Genomic DNA, 18,198 nt, shown 5'->3' on the forward strand with positions numbered 1-18,198 from the left:
CCGTCTGGTTCCGCTCGCAGTGCCGCCGCGGCACCGGCGGCGCCTCATCCATACAGGTACTGTGGCAGCCACAGCGTCAGCCCCGGCCAGATGTACATGAACACCATGCACAGGATCACGATCAGCATGTAGGGCATCATCCCCGCGAAGATCTGGTTGATCGTCACGTGCGGCGGCGACACGCCCTTCAGGTAGAAGGCCGACATCGCCACCGGCGGCGAGAGGAACGCCGCCTGCAGGTTCACGAACACCAGCACGCCGAACAGCAGCGGGTCGATCTGGAAATGCGCGAGCAGCGGCAGGAAGATGGGCACAAAGATCACGATGATCTCGGTCCATTCGAGCGGCCAGCCCAGGATGAAGATGATCGCCTGCGACAGCAGCAGGAACTGCAGCGGGCTGAGGTTCATGCCCAGCACCCATTCCTCGACGATGCGCTGGCCGCCCAGCAGCGCGAACACCGCCGAGAACAGCGCCGAGCCCACGAACAGCCAGCACACCATCGAGGTGGTCTTGAGCGTGAGGAACACGGCCTCCTTGATCTTCTTGAAGTTCAGCGTGCCGGCCTGCCATGCCATCAGGAAGGCGCCGGCCGCGCCCACCGCGGCCGACTCGGTGGCGGTCGTGATGCCGAACAGGATCACGCCCAGCACCACCAGGGTGAGCGTGGCCAGCGGCATCACCGACGACACTAGCATGCGCAGGATCTCGAACTGCTCCGCGTCCATGCGCCAGTAGTACCAGGCCAGCAGCGCGAGCGTGAAGAGGCTGGCCAGCAGGAAGCCGGTGTAGAAGGCCTCGGGCACGGCGGCGGTCTTCGGCGCATCGACCGCTTCGCCGAGCTGCCGCAGGCCGCCCTCGGCCGCCGCGGGGGCCGGGGCTTCGCTGCCGGGAGGCTCCTCGACGCCGCCCGGCGGCTCCTGCAGGCCGCCTTCCGCGGCAGGCTCCTTCGGCGCGTCGGACGCCGGCGGCTCGGCCAGCCCGGTTCCGGAAGAAGCTTCGGGCGCCGCCTGCTGCTGCTGCTGCTGCTGCTGCGCCACCGGCGCGTTGCCGCTGTTGTTGTCCGCCTGCGAGTAGATCGCCACGTACCACCAGACCGATCCCAGCGTCGCGGCCGCGAGCGCCAGCGGCACCAGCGCGCTCAGCAGGCTGCGCAGCAGCATCCACCAGGTGATGCGCACGCCCTCGGCCGCGCCGCGCAGCGCGCGCGCCGGCGACACCACGGCCGCTGCGAGCGCGGGCAGCATGCGCGGCGAATAGCTGGCTGCGATGTGCGCGACCCAGGGTGAGATGGGTGCGCGCTGCTGGTCGGGCGGCAGCTTGGGCGCGACCTTCGGCTGCAGCATGGCCCAGCCGATCACGTAGATCAGGTAGAGAAAGGCGAGGAAGAAGCCCGGGAACATCGCCGCCGCATAGAGCTTGACCACCGACTGCCCGGCTACGGCCGCGTACACGATGATCATCACCGAGGGCGGAATCAGGATGCCGAGCGTGCCTCCCGCCGTGATGACGCCGGCCGCCAGGCGCGTGTCGTAGCCGGCGTTGAGCATCGGCCGCATCGCGATCACGCCCATCAGCACCACCACCGCGCCGACCAGGCCGCTCGCAATGCCCCAGAAGGTGCAGACGATCAGCGTGGTCACCGCGAGCGACCCCGGCACGCGGCGGAAGGCCAGCTGCACGCTGTGGAACATCTTGTCGACCAGCGCGCCGCGCTCCATCACATAGCCCATCAGCACGAACAGCGGGATCGACAGCAGCGTCTCGTTGGTCATGGCGCCGAAGGCGCGCTGCACCATCAGGTCGAAGATCCTGTTGTCCAGCCAGTGCGCGGCGGGATCGTGGAAGGCGATGAAGCCGAAGAACATGCCCAGCCCCATCAGCGTGAACGCCGTGGGAAAACCCAGCATGATCACGACCACGATCAGGCCGAGCATCGAGAGGCCGAGTGCGGGGTCGCTCACTGGGTACCTCCTGCCGTGCCGCTCTTGCGCTGCTGCGCAGCCTGCTCGATGGCCTTGGCCTTGTCGATCACCTCGCGCTTGTCGGCTTCGTCCACATGGGTGCTGCCGGCGAGCTGCTCGCCGACCACGTCCATCTCTTCCGCGTCCTTCAGGCGCGGCGTCCACGCGCCGGTCTTCAGGCACAGCACGCAGCGCACCATCTCGGCAATGCCCTGCAGCAGCAGCACGGCGCCGGCCACCGGAATGACGAACTTGAAGGGATAGAGCGGAATCGGGACGGCATTGAAGGTCTGCTCGCGCATCGCCAGCGATTCGCCGAAGTAGGTCCAGCCCGACCAGGTGAGCGCCACCACGCCGGGCAGGAAGAAGAGGATGAACAGCACCAGGTCGAGCGCGGCCTGCGTGCGCGGCTTCATGCTGCCGTAGAGGAAGTCGCCGCGCACGTGGCCGGCCTGCGAGAGCGTGTAGGCGCCGCCCATCATGAAGAGCGTCCCGTAGAGCATGTTGTTGGCATCGAAGATCCAGGCGGTGGGTGCGTTGAGCGCGTAGCGCTTGAAGACCTCGCCGCACACCAGCAGCATCAGCGCCACGATGAGCCAAGAGAAGGTCTTGCCCACGACCATGCTGAACCGGTCGACGGCGTGGAGGAAGCGTTGGGTGTTCATGTCATGTTGATAGGCAGGACCCATCCGTGGAACACCGTGGAACCGGCTTTGCCGGGCCACAGGTGTTGCTCCCTGCAAGAGGTTTGGCGAAGCGACACGAAGCGCACACCGACCGGTGTCAGCTCTTCTTCTTGCCGAAGTAGTGGTTGTAGGCCATCTTGAAATCGACGCCGTAGTCGTTCTGCCACTGCAGCGCGCGCTCCGCGAACACGCGCTGCGAGTCGAGCACCTTCTTGAACAGCGGGTTCTCTGCGGACTTCTTCTCCACCGTCTTGTCCCAGGCAGCAAGCTGCGCGCGCAGCACCGCGTCGGGCGTCTTGTAGAACTTGATGCCGGCTTTCTTCATGTCGGCATAGTCCTGCGAGTTGCGCTGCACCGCCTTCCAGCTCATGTCGGCACTCGCGGCCTGCACGGCGTAGTCGATGATGGAGCGCAGTTCCTGCGGCAGCGCGCTGTACTTGCCCTTGTTGAACAGCACCTCGAACTGCTCGCCCGACTGGTGGAAGCTCTGCAGCATGCAGTTCTTCACCACGTCGGGAAAGCCGAGCACGCGGTCGCTGGAGGCGTTGTTGAACTCGGCCGCATCGATCAGCCCGCGGTCCAGCGCGGGCACGATCTCGCTGCCGGGCAGCGGGTTCACCGCCGTGCCCATCTCGGTGAACATGTCGACCGCCAGGCCCACGGTGCGGAACTTCAGGCCCTTCATGTCTTCCACCTTGGCCACCGGCTTCTTGAACCAGCCCAGCGGCTGCGTGGGCATGGGGCCGTAGAGGTACGACACCACCTCCATGTTCAGGCTCTTGTAGATTTCGTCGAGCAGCGCCTTGCCGCCGCCGTAGTTGTGCCAGGCCAGCACCGTGTTGGCGTCCATGCCGAAGCCCGGACCCGAACCCCACAGCGCGAGCGCCGAGTTCTTTCCGTAGTGGTAGGCGACCACGCCATGGCCGCCGTCCAGCGTGCCCTTGTTCACCGCTTCGAGCAGCTGGAACGCCGGCACCACCGCACCCGAGGGCAGCACCTCGATCTTGAGGCGGCCGCCCGCCATGTCATTGACCTTCTTCGCGAAGTCCTGCGCATATTCGTGGAAGATGTCCTTGGCCGGCCAGGTGCTCTGGAAGCGCAGGGAGGTGGTCTGGGCCATGCTGACCATCGGCGCCGACATGGCGCCTGCGGCAACGGCGGCACCCTTCAGGAGGTTGCGGCGGCCGGGCGATTTGCTGTCTGTCATCTTGTCTCTCTCCATACAATTTCTGACCGAAGAAACCCTGCCCGCCTTCTTGGCGCGATGTTCGGCAGGCCCATCCGCATCTTTGGCGCGCTGGAATATGTGACAAACAGGGTTTTCACGAACTGGTGAAAAATTCCATCATCCGGCGAGGACGCCGAACAGCGTGAAGACGGCTGTTGCCAGTGAAGTAACCCTATCGATTGGAAGGAATGAAAGAGATGACTGAACCCGTTGGGGAAAAAGGCTATGCCGGCGACGTGACGCCCGAGCAGGCCGCGCAGTGGATGGCCAGCGGCGAGGCCGTGCTGGTCGACGTGCGCACCGACGCCGAGCGCGAATGGGTCGGCTACGTGCCCGGCGCCGTGCCGCTGGCCTGGAAGCAGTGGCCAGGCATGGCGCTCAACCCGGCCTTCGACGGCGGCATCCGCGCGGCGGGCGAGGACGGCAAAAAGAAGCTGGTGCTGCTGTGCCGCAGCGGCGTGCGCTCCATCGCCGCCGCACGGCGCGCCACCGAACTGGGGCTGGAGGCCTACAACATCCTCGAAGGTTTCGAGGGCAATCCGGATGAGAGCGGCCACCGCGGGCAGATCGGCGGCTGGCGCAAGCGCGGGCTGCCCTGGAAGCAGAACTAAACAAAAAGGCCCACCGAAACCAGTGGGCCTTTTTCATTGCAGCTGGCTGAATCAGCTCACAGCACCGGAATGCGCAGCTTCTGCCCCGGATAGATCTTGTCCGGATGGCTCAGCATCGGCTTGTTCGCCTCGAAGATCACGTTGTACTTGTTGGCGTCGCCGTAGTACTTCTTGGAGATGGCCGACAGCGTGTCGCCCTTCACCACGTCGTGGTACTGGGCCGGCGGTGCGGGCGGGGCGACCAGCTTGTTGTCGACGCTCGTCACATTGGCCACGTTGCCCGCGGCCAGCGCGGCTTTTTCGCTGGCTTCCTGCGAAGGCGCCTGGCCGGCCAGGGTCACCACGCCGCTGCTCGCGGTGTAGGTCACTTCCAGGCCCGTGAGCCCGAGATTCTGCGTCTCGATGTAGGTCTTGATGGCCGCCGCGGCCTTGGCGTTGGCATCCGGCTCGGCCGCCTGCGCCGACGATCCGCCGAACAGCTTCTCGCCGGCTTCCTTGATGAAACTGAGCAAACCCATGGTTCTCTCCTTGCGCCTTGGTTGAGGGGAATCGCGAATGTAGCGGCGAAACCGGGCATGGGCGCGTAGGTCCGCGCCGCGTGTGTCAAAGACGTGCCAGCATCGATCACGACAAAGTCGCAATAATCCCGCCCATGGCATCCCCCTTCCTTGCGATCGACATCGGCAATACCCGCCTCAAATGGGCGCTCTACGATGCGGCGCATCCGGGGGCCGCGCTGCAGGCGCATGGGGCGGAGTTCCTCGACCACATCGAGCGGCTGGCCGACGGCCCCTGGGCCGAGCTGCCCGCGCCCGGCTCCATGCTCGGCTGCGTGGTGGCCGGCGACGCGGTGCGCCGCCGCGCCGAGGAGCAGATCGTCGAGCGCTTCGATTGCGCCCCGCGTTGGGTGGTGTCGAGCGCGGCCGAGGCCGGCATCGTCAACGGCTACGACCATCCGACGCGGCTGGGCGCCGACCGCTGGGTGGCGATGATCGGTGCACGCCACCGGATGCTGGACGCGGGGCCGGCGCGGCCGATGGTGGTGGTGATGATCGGCACCGCGGTGACGGTCGAGGCCATCGATGCCGGCGGCAAGTTCCTGGGCGGCCTGATCCTGCCGGGCCACGGCATCATGCTGCGTGCGCTGGAGTCGGGCACGGCCGGCCTGCACGTGCCGACCGGCGAGGTGCGCGAATTCCCCACCAACACCAGCGACGCGCTCACCAGCGGGGGTACCTATGCCATTGCCGGCGCGGTCGAGCGCATGGTGCAGCACGTGCGCTCGCACTGCGGCGCCGAGCCCGCCTGCTACATGACCGGCGGCGCGGGCTGGAAGATGGCGCCCGTGATGAACGGGGACTTCGAGCTGGTCGAAAGCCTGATCATGGACGGCCTGCTGGTGATTGCCCAGGCACGCGGCTGACCCGCCGGCAGCGTCAACGGCCGCTGAAGCGCGCGGGCCGCCGCTCGACGAAGGAACGCACGCCTTCGGCCGCGTCCTCGCTGTTCGACAGCCGCTTCTGTGTCTCGATGAATTCCGAGACGGCCGCGAGCGGTCCTTGTTCGACGGCCTTGATCACGTTGAGCCGCGTGGCCACCACCGCCAGCGGGGCCTGCGCCGCGATGCGCTGCGCAATGGCCAGCGCCGCGTCGAGCTCCTGTCCGGCCGGCACCACCTTCTGCACGAAGTTCAGGCGATAGGCTTCGGCGCTGTCGAACTCGTCGGCCGTGAGCAAATGCAGCATGGCGTTGCCCACCCCCGCGCGCTCGGCCATGCGCAGCGTGGCGCCGCCCGTGGCCATGATGCCGCGCTGCACCTCCATCTGCGAGAAGCGGCAGTTGTCGGCCGCCACCACGATGTCGGCACCCAGCATCAGTTCGATGCCCACCGTGAAGCAGATGCCCTTGACCGCCGCCACCATCGGCTTGGTGCGGCGGCGGTAGCCGGGCAGGCCGAAGTCGTGCGGCTCCACCAGGCCCGCCGGAATCGCCTTCTCGCCGCGCTTCATGTACTCGGTGACCGCCGGCAGGTCGAGCCCGGCCGTGAAGTGGTCGCCGAAGGCATGCAGCACGCCCACGCGCAGCGCCGGGTCGTCGTCGAGCCGGGTGTAGGCCTCGGCCAGCTGCCTGAACATCGGCGGCGTCCAGCCGTTGCGCTTGGCGGGGCGGTTGATGCCGATCAAGAGCACGTGGTCGAGCACCTGGGTGTCGATGCAGCCTTCTGCCGGCGGGGTGGTGGGTGTCGCGGTCATGGCGTTTGTCTCCTTGTTCTTGTCGGACGCCAGATCAGTAGGTGTACACGCCGCGCCCGGTCTTGCGCCCGAGCTGGCCCGCAGCCACCATCTCCTTGAGCAGCGGGCAGGGCCGGTACTTGGAATCGCCGAACTGCTCGAGGTACACCTCCATCACGGCCAGGCACACATCCAGCCCGATCATGTCGGCCAGCGCCAGCGGGCCGATCGGCTGGTTGCAGCCCAGCTTCATGCCGGCGTCGATGTCTTCGGCCGTGGCGATGCCTTCGGACAGCACGAAGAAGGCCTCGTTGATCATCGGCACCAGGATGCGGTTGACCACGAAGCCCGGCGCGTTCTTCACCGTGATCGGCGACTTGCCGAGCTTCTCGGCCAGCGCCTTGACGGCGTCGTGCGTGGCGTCGCTCGTGAGGTAGCCGCGGATCAGCTCCACCAGCGCCATCATCGGCACGGGGTTGAAGAAGTGCATGCCGATGAAGCGGTCGGCGCGCGAGGTGGCGGCCGCGAGCTGGGTGATCGAGATCGAGGAGGTGTTGGAGGCGATGATCACCTCGGGCGCCAGCAGCTCGTCGACCTGCTTGAGGATCTTGAGCTTGAGCGCATGGTTCTCGGTGGCGGCCTCGATCACGAGCTGCGCGCCCTTCAGGTCGTTGTAATCGGTCGAGCCCTTGATCAGCGCGAGCGCGGCAGTCTTCTGCTCGGCCGTGAGCTTTTCCTTCTTGATCAGCCGGTCGAGGCTGCCCGAGATGGTGGCCAGGCCCTTGTCGACCGCCGCCTGGGCGACATCGATCATCACCACGTTGACGCCCAACACCGCGCAGGCCTGCGCGATGCCGTTGCCCATTGTTCCGGCGCCGATGATGCCGACGGTCTGAATCGTCATGAGAAAACTCCTTGAAGAATGAAAGCGAAAAAAGAGGGAGCGGGTGGACGCGCCACCGCGGCAGGAGATCGATTGTGAAGCAGCCCCGCCCGGCCGCCGTTGCCGCGCGTGACACCGGTGGCCCGCGGGTGGCTTACAGTGCTGCGATTGCTTTTTCTTCCCTCTTTTCGACTCCGACCATGACCACCCTCGGCACCCCTCTTTCCCCCTCGGCCACCCGCGTGATGCTGCTGGGCTCCGGCGAACTCGGCAAGGAGGTGCTGATCGCGTTGCAGCGCCTGGGCGTGGAGACCATCGCGGTCGACCGCTACGAGAACGCGCCGGGCCAGCAGGTGGCCCACCATGCGCGCACCATCACCATGAGCGACCCCGAGCAGCTCAAGGCGCTGATCGAGGCCGAGAAGCCGCAGCTCGTGGTGCCCGAGATCGAGGCCATCGCCACGCCGATGCTCCAGCAGCTCGAGGACGCCGGCGTGGTGCGCGTGATTCCCACCGCCCGTGCCGCCCGCCTCACGATGGACCGCGAAGGCATCCGCCGCCTGGCCGCCGAGACGCTGGGCGTGCCCACCAGCCCCTACAAGTTCTGCGACTCGCTGGCCGAGTTGCAGGCGGCCATCGACGCGGGCATCGGCTATCCCTGCATCGTCAAGCCCGTGATGAGCAGCTCCGGCAAGGGCCAGAGCAAGATCGACGGCCCGGCCGACGTGCAGAAGGCCTGGGACTACGCCATGGCCGGCGGCCGCGTGAGCCACGGCCGCGTGATCGTCGAGGGCTTCATCGACTTCGACTACGAGATCACGTTGCTCACGGTGCGCGCCAGGGACGCGGCCGGCGCGGTGCAGACCCGGTTCTGCGAGCCCATCGGCCATGTGCAGGTCAGCGGCGACTATGTCGAAAGCTGGCAGCCGCACCCGATGGCGCCGGCCGCGCTGCAGAAGGCGCAGCAGATTGCCGAGGCCGTCACGTCCGACCTCGGCGGCCAGGGCCTGTTCGGCGTCGAGTTGTTCGTGAAGGGCGACGAGGTCTGGTTCAGCGAAGTGAGCCCGCGTCCGCACGACACCGGCATGGTGACCATGGCCACGCAATGGCAGAACGAGTTCGAGCTGCATGCGCGCGCCATCCTCGGCCTGCCGGTGGACACCTCGCTCAAGAGCCCGGGTGCCAGCGCCGTGATCTATGGCGGCGTGGATGCTGCCGGCATCGCCTTCGACGGCGTGGCCGAGGCGCTGCAGGTGCCCGGCAGCGACATCCGCCTGTTCGGCAAGCCCGAGAGCTTTGCCAAGCGCCGCATGGGCGTGGCGCTGGTGCATGCGGCCGACACCGGCACCGCCCGCAGGCTGGCCAAGGAAGCCGCCTCGCGCGTGAAGCCGCGCAAGGCTTAGCCAGTTTTCGCAAGCCGCGCCGGGGCGGCGCGGGCATGGTCGGACCGATCCACCGGAGACACCATGCTGCACCCCCAGGCGCGCGCCTTGCTTGACTTCATCGAGGCGCGCGGCATCCCGCCCACGCACACGCTTTCGCCGGCCGAGGCGCGCGCCTTCTATCGCGAGCGCCGCGCCACCACCCAACCCGAGGCCCCGCCGGTCGCCGAAGTCCGCGGACTGGAGGCCGACGGGCCGTACGGCACCATCCCGGTGCGGCTATACCGCCCGCTGGGTTCCCTGGCCCATGCCGCGCTGCCGGTGCTCGTGTACTTCCACGGCGGCGGCTGGGTCATCGGCGACCTCGACACACACGACGTGCTGTGCCGCTCGCTTGCCAACGGCGCGGGCTGCGCGGTCGTGTCGGTCGACTACCGCATGGGGCCTGAGCATCGCTTCCCGGCTGCCGTCGACGACGTGCTGGCCGCCACCCGCTGGGTGCGCCGCGAGGCCGCCTCGCTCAGCCTCGATGCAAGCCGCCTCGCGGTGGGCGGCGACAGCGCGGGCGGCAACCTCGCCGCGGTGGCGGCCATTGCCGCGCGCGATGCCGGCGACCTGCCGATCGCCTTCCAGCTGCTGGTCTATCCCGCCACCGACATGCGCCGCGGCCATCCCTCGCACCAGGCCAACGGCCAGGGCTACCTGCTGACCCGCGACACGATGGCGTACTTCCACGACCACTACATCGACGACCCCCGGCACGACCTCGACTGGCGCGCGTCGCCGCTGCTGTGCGCCGATCTCTCGGGCCTGCCGCCCGCGCTGGTGCTCACGGCCGGCTACGACCCGCTGCGCGACGAAGGCATGGCCTATGCCGAGGCGCTGACCGCCGCCGGCAACCGTGCCGCGTACGTCTGCTTCGAGCGCCAGATCCATGGCTTCATTACCATGGGCAAGGTGCTCGACGAGGCCGACACGGCCGTCGCGCTGTGCTGCGCCGAGCTTCGCCGCGCGCTCGTGCCATAGCGCCAGCAAGCCCTAGGGAAAGTCCCCGCGCAAATGCACGCCGCGCAGCCGGCCCCCGCCGCTACGATCCAGCCAACGCAGCGCCGGCCCCGGGCCGGCGGCGGCCCGATGCAGGAGACCGACACCATGCAGCGAACGAAGGCGGCGCCGCCGGAAAGCGGCGGCGCGCAGCGCGGGGAGCGCCTGATGTGGCTCACGCACCAGCGTGTGTTCTACGCCGGGCTGCTCGGGGCCGCGGCCGAGCGCACCATGGGCGGGTACGGGGTGTACGTATCGCCCGCCGGCGCGCCGCCGAACCGCCTGTGCGTCGGCGGCGGCGCCTGGCAGGCGGGCGAGCTGCTGGTGGTGCCGCCGCAGGTGCCGCACCGCGTGGAAAGCGCGCATCCGCTCATCTTCAACCTGCTGATCGAATCGGAGTCGGTCGATCCCGCCCGGATGCCGGCCTTCATGCAGCACTGCGGGCCGGTCGATGCGCCGGCCTTCGTGCGGCGCATGCGCAATGTCCATGCGCACCTGCTCGCCGCATCGGGCCGCGGCACGGACTTCGACGGCTTCGACTTCGATGCCCTGTTCTTCGGCGGGCCGCTGGCGCCGCGCGCGCTCGATGCGCGCATCCGCAAGGTGATCGACGCCATCAACGCCGACCCGGCCGCACCCACTTCCGCGGAAGGCTGCGCGGCCTCGGTGCATCTTTCTTTTTCGCGCTTCCTGCATCTGTTCAAGCAGGAAACCGGCATGGCGTTTCGCGCCTTCCGCGCCTGGAAGCGCGCGCGCAGCCTGCTGCGCCACGTGCGCCAGGCCAGCACGCTGACCGACATCGCGCTGGACACCGGCTATCCCGATTCGACGCACTTCAGCCATTCGATCCGCCAGGTCTACGGCCTGAAGCCCAGCGACATCCTGGCCGGCTCGCGCCGCCTCGCGCTGCACGACGCAGCCGGCGGCTTCAGGCAGTAGCCGCAAGAAGAGGCCCCATGCAGATCCTCCAACTCCTGCTGTCGGGCATTGCACAAGGTTGCATCTATGGGCTGATCGCGCTGGGCTTCGTGCTGATCTACAAGGCCACCGAAACCGTGAGCTTCGCGCAGGGCGACCTGATGATGCTCGGCGCCTTCGGCGCGTTTGCCGGCATGTCGCTGTTCGGGATGCCGTTCTGGCTCGCGGCCCTGCTCGCGGTGGTGGCGATGGCGGCCTTCGGCGTGCTGCTCGAACTGGTGGTGATCCGCCCGATCCTCGGGCAGCCGCAATTCTCGATCGTGATGCTCACCATCGGCATCGCCTACGTGGCGCGCGGGCTCATCACCATGGTGCCGGGCATCGGCACCGACACCCACACGCTGCCCGTGCCCTACAAGGACCAGATCTGGAAGCTGGGCGGGCTGGTGGTCAACCTCGAGCAGCTCGCGATCATCATCGCCACGGCCATCCTCTGCGGCCTGCTGTTCGCGATGTTCCGCTACAGCAAGCTCGGCATCGCGATGCAGGCCTCGTCGCAGAACCAGCTCGCGGCGTACTACATGGGCATTCCGGTGAAGCGCCTGAACGGATTGGTGTGGGGGCTCGCGGCGGCGGTCGCGGCCATTGCCGGCATGCTGCTCGCGCCCATCACCTTCGTGCACGCGAACATGGGCTTCATCGGACTCAAGGCCTTTCCGGCCGCGGTGGTGGGCGGCTTCGGCAGCCTGCCGGGCGCGATCGTCGGCGGGCTGGTGATCGGCATCGTCGAATCGTTTGCGGGCTTCTACCTGCCCGACGGCTTCAAGGACACGGCGCCGTACATCGTGGTGCTGCTGATGCTCATGATCAAGCCGAACGGCCTCTTTGGCGAGAAGCTGCGCAAGAAGGTGTAGAAGCATGTGCCCCCACGCTCGTCACTTCGTGTACTCGCTGCCCCCCGAGGGGGCGCAGGTCCGCCTTGGGGCGGCCCGGCGACGGACCTGATTCATGCGCTTCATCTTCAAGACCAGCTACGACCAGGACATCCGCCTCGCCAAGCACGGCGGCCATGTGTTCTGGTACGGCCTGCTCGCCGCGTTCCTCGTCGCCGCGCCCTGGGCGATCGACGAGTACTGGCTCGCGCAGCTGACCTTCGTGCTGATCTACGGCATCGTCGGGCTGGGCCTGATGCTGCTGGCGGGCTTCACGGGGCAGTTCTCGATCGGGCATGCGGCCTTCCTTGGCGCGGGAGCCTACACGCAAGGGGTGCTGACCAACCTGGGCGTGCCGTTTCCGATTGCGCTGCTCGCGGCCGCGGCGCTGTCGGCGGCGGTGGGCGTGGTGGTCGCGCTGCCGGCCCTGCGCGTGAAGGGCATCTACCTGGGCATTGCCACGCTGTCGTTCGGCTTCATCGTCGAGGAAGTGTTCGCGCGCTGGGAGAGCGTGACGGGCGGCAACGCGGGGCTGCATGTGAAGCCGCCGCAGCTGTTCGGCTGGTCGCTCGGGTCGGGCAATGGCTTCTACTTCCTGTGCCTGGTGGTGGCGGTGCTCAGCACGCTCGGCATCCTGAACCTGCTGCGTTCGCCGACCGGCCGCGCCTTCGTGGCGATCCGCGATTCGGAAATCTCGGCGCAGAGCATGGGCATTCACCTGGCGCGCTACAAGACGATGTCGTTCGCGATCTCGGCCGCGCTCGCGGGCCTGGGCGGCGCGCTGTATGCGCACAAGCTGAGCTTCATCTCGCCCGACCAGTTCAACATCCTGCAGTCGATCGACCTGCTGCTGATGGTGGTGATCGGCGGCCTGGGCTCGGTGCATGGCGCGTTCCTGGGCGCGATTTTCCTGATCGCGATGCCGCAGCTGATCTCGATGGGCAAGGACTGGCTGCCGGCCGTGATCGGGCAGGCGCCGGGGCTGCAGGGGCTGGTATACGGGCTGGTGCTGATCGCCTTCGTGCTGTTCGAGCCGCTGGGGCTGTATGGCCGCTGGCTCAAGATCCGCACCTGGCTGCAGCTCTTTCCGTTCTACCGCAAGGGGTTGTTCAAGCGACAGAAGTCGTTCACCAAGTCGGACCGATTGAGATGACGAGCAGCGGCGACATCCTTCTTTCGGCCAGGGACCTGAGCGTGCGCTTCGGCGGCGTGCTCGCGGTCAACAAGGTGAGCTTCGACGTGCGGCGCGGCGAGGTGTTCACGCTGATCGGACCGAACGGCGCGGGCAAGACGACGGTGTTCAACCTGATCAGCCGGATCTACACGCCGACAATGGGCGAGATCACGTGGCATGGCGGGGCGGCCGGGCCGCTGGCGCTGACACATCAGGCGCCGCACGCGATTGCGGCACTCGGCATTGCACGCACCTTCCAGAACATCGAACTCTTCGAGCATGCGACGGTGCTGCACAACCTGCTGATCGGCCGCCACACGCATCGGCAGACGGGGTTCTGGAGCGAGGTGTTCTTCACGCCGGCCACGCGGCGCGCGGAAATTGCGGCACGCGAGAAGGTGGAGCAGGTGATCGATCTGCTGGATTTGCAGCATCACCGCGATTCGATGGTGGCCGGCTTGCCGTACGGCGTGCGCAAGGTGGTGGAGCTCGCGCGTGCGCTGTGCACCGAGCCCAAGCTGCTGCTGCTCGATGAGCCATCGTCCGGGCTCAACGTCGAAGAGACGGCGGACATGGCTTTCTGGATCCAGGACATCCAGCATGAGCTGGGGGTGTCGGTGCTGATGGTCGAGCACGACATGTCCTTGGTGTCGAAGGTGTCGGACCGCGTGCTCGCGATGAACATGGGCGAGGTGCTGGCTACCGGCACGCCGCGCGAGGTGCAGGCGGATGCGCGTGTCATCGAGGCTTATCTCGGGACTGTGGATGACGTGAGCAGCTTGAGGAGGGTTGGGGCGTGAATGTTCTGTTCGCCGCTTCGTTGGAGGCGCCCGGTATGCGGTGCGGCGCGGTCGCCCCCACTATGCCGGCCCTTCGGGCTCCCTTCCGGTGCTCGCTTTCCGCGGGGTCTCGCCCAAACTCGCTTCGCTCAAACAAGGGCGAGCCCTTATCCGCGGAAAGCTGCGCTCCTCAGCGGCACAGAGGGGGCGCCCACCCCGCACCGCACACCGGGCTCGGGCGGAGGTGGAACCACCCTGAGCGTGTCCACGGCGTTGGGGCCCCTGCCCCGGGCGGGCCGTTGAGGCGCCGCCGAGCAGCGGAGCGACAAGCGGATCAGGGCTCGCAGCTGTTTGAGCGAAGCGAGTTCTGCGAGACCCCGCTTGTCGCGAGCAGCGCAGGGAAGCCCGAAGGGCCGGTGACGTCGGCCGGCCCGGGGCAGGGGCCCCAACGCCGCTCCCCGTTCTTGTCAAACGATCGAGCAAATCCTCAAGGGACAACGAAGTGACCGACGTCGTCCTCCAACTACTCAACGTCGAAAGCGCCTACGGCCCCATCAAGGCCATCCGCGGCGTGAGCCTGAAAGTCAGGCAAGGCGAGATCGTGACCGTGCTGGGCTCCAACGGCGCAGGCAAGACGACGATCCTCAAAACGATCTCGGGAATCATCGACCCGAGAAAGGGCAGCATCGAGTTCCAGGGCAGGGACATCACTGCCAAGGACCCGGCCTACATCGTGCAGCAGGGCCTGAGCCATGTGCCCGAAGGCCGCGAGGTGTTCCCGCTGCTGTCCGTGAAGGACAACCTGCTGATGGGCGCCTACACCCGCAAGGACCGCGACGGCGTGGCGCGCGACATGGAGGGCGTCTACACCTACTTTCCCATCCTGCGCGAAAGGGCCGCGCAGGATGCCGGCCTGCTCTCGGGCGGCCAGCAGCAGATGCTCGCCATTTCGCGCGCCATCATGGCCGCGCCGCATCTGATCCTGCTCGACGAGCCCAGCCTCGGTCTCAGCCCCAAGCTGACGAAGGAGATCTTCGAGATCGTCGTGCGCATCAACCGCGAGCGCGGCACCACCATCCTGCTCGTGGAGCAGAACGCCAACATGGCGCTCAACGCTTCCGACCACGGCTACGTGCTCGAGAACGGCCGCATCGTCATGGAAGATACCTGCGAACGCCTGCGCGAAAAGGAGGACATCAAGGAGTTCTACCTCGGCGTCAAGGACGACGGCGTGCGCGGCGAGCGGCGCTGGAAAAAGAAGAAGACCTGGAGATGAAGGCATGAGCACAACTGCCCTGCGCGCTCCAGCAGGCCTCTGGGACCTCGCGCATCTGCAGCCGAGTCCCGGCATCGTCGTGCCGGGCGAGACCATCCCCGCCGTGTTCTGGAAGGCCGTGGAGCTGCGCGCCGACAAGGTCTGGATGCGGCAGAAGGAATTCGGCATCTGGCGCGCCTGGACCTGGCGGCAGACCGCCGAGGCCGTGCGCGAGATTGCGGGCGGCCTGCTGGCGCTCGGCTTCGGGCCGGGCGAATGCGCGTCGATCCTCGCCAACACCGTCATCGAATGGGTGCTGTGCGACGTCGCCGTGCTCAGCTGCGGCGGCGTGTCCAACGGCATCTATCCCACCGACGCGGCCTCGCAGGTGCACTACCTCTGCGAGGACTCGCGCACCACCGTGCTCTTCGTCGAGGACGACGAGCAGCTCGACAAGGCGCTCGAAGTGCGCGCGCGGCTGCCGATGCTGCGCAAGGTCGTCGTGTTCGACATGAAAGGCCTGCGCGACCTCGACGACCCGGGCGTCATCAGCCTGGACGCCCTGCGCGCACTCGGCCGCGACCACCTGCAGGCCCATCCGCAGGCGCTGGAGCAGCGCATCGCCGCCTGCCGCCCGGAAGACCTCGCGATCCTGGTCTACACCTCGGGCACCACCGGCAAGCCCAAGGGCGCGATGCACAGCCACCGCGGGCTGGTCTACACCATGCGCGGCTACAACACGCTGCTCGCGCAGGGCGAAGGCGACGAGCGCATGTGCTTCCTGCCGCTGTGCCACATCGCCGAGCGCATGGGCGGCGAATACTTCGCGATGTACACCGGCTCGATCCTCAACTTCGTCGAGAACCCGGAAACGGTGCCCGAGAACGTGCGCGAGATTTCGCCCACGGTGTTCACCGCCGTGCCGCGCGTGTGGGAGAAGTTCTACTCGGGCGTGATGATCGCGCTCAAGGAAGCCAGCCGCCTGCAGCAGGCCGCCTATGGCTGGAGCATCGGCGTCGGCCGGCAGATTGCCGAGCGCGTGCTCCAGGGCCAGCCGGTGGGCGCCTGGCTGCGCTTGAAGTTCCGCCTGGCGCGCTGGCTGGCGCTCGACAACGTTCGCAAGCTCATCGGTATCCACCGCGCGCGCTTCCTCGTGACCGGCGCGGCGCCGATCTCGCCCGAGCTCGTGCGCTGGTACCTCGCGCTGGGCGTGCCCATGCTGGAGGTCTGGGGCATGACGGAATCGTGCGGCGCTTCCACCGGCGTGCCGCCTTCGCGCATCCGGCCGGGCTCGATCGGCCCGGCCACCAGCTACAACGAGGTGCGCCTCGATCCGCAGACGGGCGAAATCCTGGTGCGCGGCCCCAATATCTTCATGGGCTACCTCAACCTGCCGGAGAAGACCGCCGAGACCATCGACGCCGACGGCTGGCTGCACACCGGCGACGTGGGAACGGTCGACGCGGAAGGGTATTTCCGCATCACCGACCGCATGAAGGACATCATCATCACGGCAGGGGGGAAGAACATCACGCCGAGCGAGCTGGAGAACGAGCTCAAGTTCAGCCCCTACATCACCGACGCAGTGGTGATCGGCGACAGGAAACCCTACCTCACGGTGATCGTCATGATCGACCAGGAGAACGTCGAGAAGTTTGCGCAGGATCACGACGTGCCATTCAGCAACTACGAAAGCCTGACGCGCGCGCAGGAGGTGCTGGGCCTGATCCAGTGCGAGATCGACCGTGTCAACGCCAGGTTCGCGCGGGTCGAGCAGATCAAGAAATTCTTTTTGCTCGAAACGCAGCTGAGCGCCGAGGACGAAGAGCTCACGCCGACGATGAAGCTCAAGCGCAAGCTGGTGCAGGCCAAGTACGCGGAGCGCATCGAAGCCATGTACCGCTGATTCATTTTTCGTCAACCCGAGGAGACAACGCCATGATGAAGCTCAAGACAGTGACGACCCTGGCCGTGCTGGGCCTGGTCGCGACGTTCGCGTCCGCGCAGCAGCAGGGCGTGAGCAAGGACGAAATCCGCATCGGCACCATCCAGGACCTGTCGGGCCCGCTCGCGGGCTTCGGCAAGCAGGCGCGCAACGGCATGCAGCTGCGCGTGGACGAGCTCAACGAGCAGGGCAGCATCCACGGCCGCAAGCTCAAGCTCTTCGTGGAGGACTCGGGCTACGACCCGAAGAAGGCCGTGCTCGCGGCGCAGAAGCTGGTCAACCAGGAGAAGATCTTCATCATGGCTGGCCACATCGGCACGGCGCAGAACATGGCGGCCATGCCGGTGCAGTTCGAGAAGAACATCGTCAACTTCATGCCGATCACCGCGGCGCGCGAAATGTACGAGCCGCTGAACCGGCTCAAGTACTCGTTCGCGGCCACCTACTACGACCAGATCCGCCTGGCGCTGCCCAAGATGATCAAGGAGAAGGGCGCCAAGAAGGTCTGCACCATCTACCAGGACGACGAATTCGGGCTCGAGGTGCTGCGCGGCGCCGAGGCGGGCCTGAAGACCGCCGGCATGGAGCTGGCCGAGAAGACCTCGTTCAAGCGCGGCGCCACCGACTTCAGCTCGCAGGTCGCCAAGATGAAGGCCGCCAACTGCGACCTCGTGGTGCTCGGCACCATCATCCGCGAGACCATCGGCACCGTGGGCGAGGCGCGCAAGACCGGCTTCAACCCGACCTTCCTGGGCTCCAGCGCCTCCTACACCGACCTGATCCACAAGCTCGGCGGCAAGGCCATGGACGGCATCTACGCCACCATGACGGTGCAGAACCCCTACACCGACGAGCAGTCGCAGCCGCTGCGCTTCTGGGCCAACAAGTACAAGACCAAGTTCAACGAAGACCCGACGGTGTTCTCGGTGTATGGCTACGTCATCATCGATTCGTTCATCAAGGCGGCGCAGAAGGCCGGCCCGAACCTCACGACCGACAGCTTCATCAAGTCCATGGACAGCATGACCTTCGAGCCCGACATGTTCGGCAGCCCCAAGAGCTCGTACACCGCGACCAAGCGCCTGGGCAACGACCAGTCGCGCTTGTCCCAGATCAAGGATGGGAAATGGGTCGTCGTGTCCGACTATGTGACACCATAGCGGGAC

General features: G+C 67.0%; 17 protein-coding genes. 11 read left to right on the forward strand and 6 right to left on the reverse strand.

All coding sequences use genetic code 11. From position 1 onward, the window contains the following. Positions 1-44: 44 nt before the first annotated feature. The 3 genes from IB278_RS22655 to IB278_RS22665 form a co-directional block, all read right to left on the reverse strand. Positions 45-1,964 carry a TRAP transporter large permease gene (locus IB278_RS22655; protein ID WP_192325504.1) on the reverse strand — a complete coding sequence of 640 codons (1,920 nt, stop codon included), beginning with the start codon at positions 1,962-1,964 and terminating at the stop codon, positions 45-47. Then, entirely contained in the window at positions 1,961-2,629 is a 669-nt protein-coding gene (locus tag IB278_RS22660; protein ID WP_145739541.1) for a TRAP transporter small permease subunit, read from the reverse strand. The genes IB278_RS22655 and IB278_RS22660 overlap by 4 nt, the downstream gene beginning before the upstream one ends. 118 nt (positions 2,630-2,747) lie before the next feature. Then, positions 2,748-3,857: a TRAP transporter substrate-binding protein gene (locus IB278_RS22665; RefSeq protein WP_145739543.1), complete on the reverse strand. Its 1,110-nt coding sequence runs from the start codon at positions 3,855-3,857 to the stop codon at positions 2,748-2,750. Between the two features lie 218 nt (positions 3,858-4,075). On the opposite strand from IB278_RS22665, the gene IB278_RS22670 reads away from it, so the two are divergent. Next, positions 4,076-4,489 carry a rhodanese-like domain-containing protein gene (locus IB278_RS22670; protein WP_145739544.1) on the forward strand — a complete coding sequence of 138 codons (414 nt, stop codon included), beginning with the start codon at positions 4,076-4,078 and terminating at the stop codon, positions 4,487-4,489. A gap of 56 nt (positions 4,490-4,545) precedes the next feature. Here the strand turns inward: IB278_RS22670 and lysM are convergent, their stop codons facing one another. Further along, positions 4,546-5,007 carry a peptidoglycan-binding protein LysM gene (gene lysM, locus IB278_RS22675; protein ID WP_145739546.1) on the reverse strand — a complete coding sequence of 154 codons (462 nt, stop codon included), beginning with the start codon at positions 5,005-5,007 and terminating at the stop codon, positions 4,546-4,548. Positions 5,008-5,141: 134 nt separating this feature from the next. Here lysM and IB278_RS22680 point away from each other — a divergent pair, with 134 nt between their 5' ends. Further along, a complete protein-coding gene (locus IB278_RS22680; RefSeq protein WP_145739548.1) occupies positions 5,142-5,912 on the forward strand; it encodes a type III pantothenate kinase in 771 nt (256 codons plus the stop codon). A 13-nt stretch (positions 5,913-5,925) separates the two neighbouring features. Here IB278_RS22680 and IB278_RS22685 read toward each other — a convergent pair whose 3' ends face one another. Continuing rightward, positions 5,926-6,741, reverse strand: a complete 816-nt coding sequence (locus IB278_RS22685; protein ID WP_145739550.1) for a crotonase/enoyl-CoA hydratase family protein — start codon at positions 6,739-6,741, stop codon at positions 5,926-5,928. A gap of 34 nt (positions 6,742-6,775) precedes the next feature. Next, positions 6,776-7,624, reverse strand: a complete 849-nt coding sequence (locus tag IB278_RS22690; RefSeq protein ID WP_192325506.1) for a 3-hydroxybutyryl-CoA dehydrogenase — start codon at positions 7,622-7,624, stop codon at positions 6,776-6,778. A 179-nt stretch (positions 7,625-7,803) separates the two neighbouring features. On the opposite strand from IB278_RS22690, the gene purT reads away from it, so the two are divergent. The 9 genes from purT (at position 7,804) to IB278_RS22735 (ending at position 18,192) form a co-directional block, all read left to right on the forward strand. Next, positions 7,804-9,006: a formate-dependent phosphoribosylglycinamide formyltransferase gene (gene purT / locus IB278_RS22695; protein WP_192325508.1), complete on the forward strand. Its 1,203-nt coding sequence runs from the start codon at positions 7,804-7,806 to the stop codon at positions 9,004-9,006. Positions 9,007-9,069: 63 nt separating this feature from the next. Beyond that, on the forward strand, positions 9,070-10,011 hold the full coding sequence (locus tag IB278_RS22700) for an alpha/beta hydrolase (protein ID WP_192325510.1): 942 nt from the start codon (positions 9,070-9,072) through the stop codon (positions 10,009-10,011). Between the two features lie 126 nt (positions 10,012-10,137). Then, positions 10,138-10,968, forward strand: coding sequence for a helix-turn-helix transcriptional regulator (locus IB278_RS22705; protein ID WP_192325512.1), 831 nt, complete (start codon positions 10,138-10,140; stop codon positions 10,966-10,968). Between the two features lie 17 nt (positions 10,969-10,985). Further along, positions 10,986-11,861: a branched-chain amino acid ABC transporter permease gene (locus tag IB278_RS22710; protein WP_192325514.1), complete on the forward strand. Its 876-nt coding sequence runs from the start codon at positions 10,986-10,988 to the stop codon at positions 11,859-11,861. Positions 11,862-11,955: 94 nt separating this feature from the next. Further along, on the forward strand, positions 11,956-13,032 hold the full coding sequence (locus IB278_RS22715; protein ID WP_145739563.1) for a branched-chain amino acid ABC transporter permease: 1,077 nt from the start codon (positions 11,956-11,958) through the stop codon (positions 13,030-13,032). After that, entirely contained in the window at positions 13,029-13,853 is an 825-nt protein-coding gene (locus tag IB278_RS22720) for an ABC transporter ATP-binding protein (protein ID WP_145739565.1), read from the forward strand. Before IB278_RS22715 ends, IB278_RS22720 begins: the two co-directional genes overlap by 4 nt. A gap of 481 nt (positions 13,854-14,334) precedes the next feature. Beyond that, positions 14,335-15,108: an ABC transporter ATP-binding protein gene (locus tag IB278_RS22725; RefSeq protein ID WP_192325516.1), complete on the forward strand. Its 774-nt coding sequence runs from the start codon at positions 14,335-14,337 to the stop codon at positions 15,106-15,108. A gap of 4 nt (positions 15,109-15,112) precedes the next feature. Continuing rightward, entirely contained in the window at positions 15,113-16,993 is a 1,881-nt protein-coding gene (locus tag IB278_RS22730; protein WP_192325518.1) for an AMP-dependent synthetase/ligase, read from the forward strand. Between the two features lie 35 nt (positions 16,994-17,028). After that, on the forward strand, positions 17,029-18,192 hold the full coding sequence (locus tag IB278_RS22735; protein WP_145740537.1) for an ABC transporter substrate-binding protein: 1,164 nt from the start codon (positions 17,029-17,031) through the stop codon (positions 18,190-18,192). Positions 18,193-18,198: the final 6 nt, after the last annotated feature.

Origin of the sequence: Variovorax sp. VRV01 (assembly GCF_014852545.1) — a bacterium.
Taxonomy (GTDB): domain Bacteria; phylum Pseudomonadota; class Gammaproteobacteria; order Burkholderiales; family Burkholderiaceae_C; genus Variovorax; species Variovorax beijingensis_A.

Coding starts and splice junctions, on each gene's coding strand:
- IB278_RS22735 (WP_145740537.1), top strand. CDS start 17,029: ATGAAGCTCAAGACAGTGACGACCCTGGCCGTGCTGGGCCTGGTCGCG.
- IB278_RS22700 (WP_192325510.1), top strand. CDS start 9,070: ATGCTGCACCCCCAGGCGCGCGCCTTGCTTGACTTCATCGAGGCGCGC.
- IB278_RS22680 (WP_145739548.1), top strand. CDS start 5,142: ATGGCATCCCCCTTCCTTGCGATCGACATCGGCAATACCCGCCTCAAA.
- purT (WP_192325508.1), top strand. CDS start 7,804: ATGACCACCCTCGGCACCCCTCTTTCCCCCTCGGCCACCCGCGTGATG.
- IB278_RS22660 (WP_145739541.1), bottom strand. CDS start 2,629: ATGAACACCCAACGCTTCCTCCACGCCGTCGACCGGTTCAGCATGGTC.
- IB278_RS22665 (WP_145739543.1), bottom strand. CDS start 3,857: ATGACAGACAGCAAATCGCCCGGCCGCCGCAACCTCCTGAAGGGTGCC.
- IB278_RS22670 (WP_145739544.1), top strand. CDS start 4,076: ATGACTGAACCCGTTGGGGAAAAAGGCTATGCCGGCGACGTGACGCCC.
- IB278_RS22720 (WP_145739565.1), top strand. CDS start 13,029: ATGACGAGCAGCGGCGACATCCTTCTTTCGGCCAGGGACCTGAGCGTG.
- IB278_RS22690 (WP_192325506.1), bottom strand. CDS start 7,624: ATGACGATTCAGACCGTCGGCATCATCGGCGCCGGAACAATGGGCAAC.
- IB278_RS22715 (WP_145739563.1), top strand. CDS start 11,956: ATGCGCTTCATCTTCAAGACCAGCTACGACCAGGACATCCGCCTCGCC.
- IB278_RS22685 (WP_145739550.1), bottom strand. CDS start 6,741: ATGACCGCGACACCCACCACCCCGCCGGCAGAAGGCTGCATCGACACC.
- IB278_RS22730 (WP_192325518.1), top strand. CDS start 15,113: ATGAGCACAACTGCCCTGCGCGCTCCAGCAGGCCTCTGGGACCTCGCG.
- IB278_RS22705 (WP_192325512.1), top strand. CDS start 10,138: ATGCAGCGAACGAAGGCGGCGCCGCCGGAAAGCGGCGGCGCGCAGCGC.
- lysM (WP_145739546.1), bottom strand. CDS start 5,007: ATGGGTTTGCTCAGTTTCATCAAGGAAGCCGGCGAGAAGCTGTTCGGC.
- IB278_RS22710 (WP_192325514.1), top strand. CDS start 10,986: ATGCAGATCCTCCAACTCCTGCTGTCGGGCATTGCACAAGGTTGCATC.